We start from the raw sequence: 1,738 nt of genomic DNA, 5'->3' as shown, positions 1-1,738 counted from the left end.
CGGCGAATCGAAGGAAACGGACGCGTCGAACGCAGCTTTCCGAGTCGCCCGCCGGAGCGCCCTCAGCAGGGTGCCGCCGAGGGTGAGCGTCAGCACGACGGTCAGCGCGGCGCGCCCCAGGTCCCAGCCCAGCGAGGTGGCCAGGCAGTACGCGAGGAAGCGGGCGAGGTTCGCCGGAACCGGGTCCCCCGGGTGGAAGGAGACCCCCTGGCCCATGCCCTGGAGCAGCACCCAGCCCTGGAGGTTCATGACCGTCCCGTACGCGAACGAGCCCAGGAACCCGTACGCCGCGAGCATCGCCAGCTCGGCCCGCCCCCGGATCCTCTCCGGCCCGGGCAGCAGCCCGGCGCCCAGCGAGAACCACCCCAGGGCCAGCATCTGGAACGGCATCCACGGCCCCACCCCGCCCGTGAGCAGGGCGGACGCGAACATCGTGACGCCGCCCAGGACGAAGCCGAAGCCGGGGCCGAGAAGCCGGGGCCGAGGACCCGGCCGCTGGGCACCATCAGGAAGAACATGGGCTCCAGGCCGGCCGTCCCCGCGCCGAGGGGGCGCAACGCGGCCCCGACGGCGGCCAGCACGCCGAGCATCGCCACCGCCTTGGCGTCCATGCCCTGGTCGGCGATGGTCGCGACGACGACGGCCACGAGGAGGGGGAGCAGCGCGGCGAAGAGCCAGGGGGCGTCCTGGGAACGGGCCAGAGCGGACTGGCCGTCCGCGAGCAGGGGCCAGCCGAAGGCGGCGACGCCGATGAGGGTGACGAGGACCAGGGCCGCCGCGGCCCGGGGGCCGATGCGGACGGGGCGGGGCGGGCGGGTGCCGGTGCCGGTGCGGGACGGCGTGGGGCCGGTCCGGGTCCGGGTCATGGCGTGGCCTCCGGATCCTGCAGGGCAGCGGCCACCTGGGAGACCGTGAGCCAGTGGCCCGGGGCCAGGATCTTCGCCACCTGCGGGGCGAAGGCGGGCGAGGACACCACGACCTCGGCGGTGGGCCCGTCCGCGACGATCTCACCGCCCGCCAGGACGACCACGCGGTGGGCCAGCTCGGCGGCGAGCTCCACGTCGTGGGTGGCGAGGACGATGGCGTGGCCGTCGGCGGCGAGGGCGCGCAGGGTCTCGACCAGGCGGGCCTTGGCCGCGTAGTCCAGGCCGCGGGTGGGCTCGTCGAGGAGGAGCAGGGCGGGGCGGCCGGTCAGGACCAGGGCGAGGGCGAGCGTGAGGCGCTGGCCCTCGGACAGGTCCCGGGGGTGGGTGCCGTCCGGCACGTCGGGCAGCAGGGCGCTGACCAGGGCCCGGCAGGTCCCGGCCGCGGCCCCCGCGTCGGCGTCGGCCGCGGCGCACTCGGCGGCGACGGTGTCGGCGTAGAGGAGGTCGCGGGGGTCCTGCGGGACCAGGCCGACCCGGCGGACCATCTCCGGGGGCGGGGTGCGGTGGGGGGTGCGGCCGCCGACCGTCACCTGGCCGGTGGTGGGGGCGAGGGTGCCGGTGAGGGCGGCGAGGAGGGTGGACTTGCCGGCGCCGTTGCGGCCCATGAGGGCGATGGTCTCGCCGGGGGCGACGGTGAGGTTGACGTCGTGGAGCACCTCTGCGCGGGCGCGGCGGATGTGGAGGGCGGTGGCGGTGGCCGCAGTGGCGGGGGCGCCGGCGGCGGGGGTTCCGGATCCGGATATGGCGTCGTCCGGTCCGCGCCGGGAGCGGGCGGTCAGGCGGGCCAGCAGGCCGGGGCGGGGGGTGGGGGC

At 77.1% G+C, this 1,738-nt stretch carries 1 protein-coding gene and 1 pseudogene; both read right to left on the bottom strand.

Annotated features, from left to right (window positions below; all coding sequences use genetic code 11):
• A pseudogene (locus tag VR44_RS39650) lies at nucleotides 1–866 on the bottom strand (ECF transporter S component); the annotation flags it as partial.
• Nucleotides 863–1,738: energy-coupling factor ABC transporter ATP-binding protein (locus VR44_RS39645; RefSeq protein ID WP_045952551.1), on the bottom strand; the 876-nt coding region annotated here is incomplete at its 5' end. The pseudogene VR44_RS39650 and the gene VR44_RS39645, both read right to left, overlap by 4 nt.

The organism is Streptomyces katrae (assembly GCF_000966975.1).
GTDB classification, from domain to species: domain Bacteria; phylum Actinomycetota; class Actinomycetes; order Streptomycetales; family Streptomycetaceae; genus Streptomyces; species Streptomyces katrae.
This window is presented reverse-complemented; position numbering and strand designations above follow the sequence as displayed.